This is a genomic window from Methylobacterium sp. 37f, from assembly GCF_023093475.1.
GTDB lineage: Bacteria > Pseudomonadota > Alphaproteobacteria > Rhizobiales > Beijerinckiaceae > Methylobacterium.
In genome coordinates, this window is the sequence record NZ_JAGHKN010000096.1 from 1 (window position 1) to 1,092 (window position 1,092).

Genomic DNA, 1,092 nt, shown 5'->3' on the forward strand with positions numbered 1-1,092 from the left:
ACTGAGGTCACGTATTACCGCTGGCGGTCGGAGTACGGCGGCCTGAAGGGAGATCAGGTCAAGCGGTTGAAGTCTCTGGAGACCGAGAACCAGCGGCTTCGTCGGGCGATCTCCGATCTGACCTTGGAGAAGCTGATCCTCAAGGAGGCCGCTTCGGGAAACTTCTGAGCCCGGCTCGCCGCCGGGCGTGTGTCGACTACGTCGTTGCCGAGCATGGCGTATCGGAACGCTTCGCCTGCCGTGTCCTGGGCCAGCATCGTTCGACCCAACGCAAGGCCGCCGTGGTGGTCGAGGACGAAGCTGCTCTGACGGCTGCGATCATCGCATTGGCTCTGCAGTTCGGGCGCTACGGCTACCGTCGGATCACGGCCTTGCTCCGGCGTGACGGCTGGACGGTAAACGTGAAGCGGGTCGAACGGATCTGGCGACGAGAGGGGCTCAAGGTCCCGGCTCGACAACCGAAGCGAGCGCGTCTCTGGCTCAACGATGGCTCCTGCCTGCGACTACGGCCCGAGCGGCCTGACCACGTCTGGTCCTACGACTTCGTCGAGCACCGGACGCACAACGGGCGCAAGTACCGAATGCTGAATGTGATCGACGAGTTCACCCGCGAGTGCCTGGCCATCCGGGTCGCCCGTAAGCTGAAGGCGCTGGACGTGATCGACGTGCTCTCGGATCTGTTCAGTTTGCGCGGGGTGCCCGGTCATATCCGCTCGGACAACGGGCCGGAGTTCATTGCCAAGGCCGTACAGGACTGGATCGCGGCGGTTGGATCGACGACCGCCTACATCGAACCGGGCAGTCCGTGGGAGAACGGGTATTGCGAGAGCTTCAACGCGAAGCTGCGCGATGAACTCCTCAACGGCGAGGTGTTCTACACCCTGAAGGAGGCCAGCGTCGTGATCGAGCAATGGCGGCGGCACTACAACAACATCCGACCGCATTCATCGCTCGGCTACCTCCCGCCTGCACCGGAGGTCGTCATCTGGCCAACGGAACCGAGCAGCTCAGCGCCGCTCGCACAACCCGCCATCGTCACGCGACCGACGATGCACTAACTTCGAACCTGGGCCACCGCATGGGGGCAGGCCA

The 1,092-nt window shown here is 63.7% G+C and carries 1 protein-coding gene; it reads left to right on the forward strand.

Features of this window, described 5'->3' with window-relative positions:
- Positions 1–1,058, forward strand: a protein-coding gene (locus tag J7U37_RS24780) for an IS3 family transposase (protein ID WP_247637477.1) whose coding sequence is annotated in 2 segments (ribosomal slippage) — positions 1–154 and positions 154–1,058 — 1,059 coding nt annotated over the 2 segments. Because the reading frame shifts where the segments join, the coding sequence is not laid out codon by codon here. This gene is flagged as partial in the annotation.
- Positions 1,059–1,092: the final 34 nt, after the last annotated feature.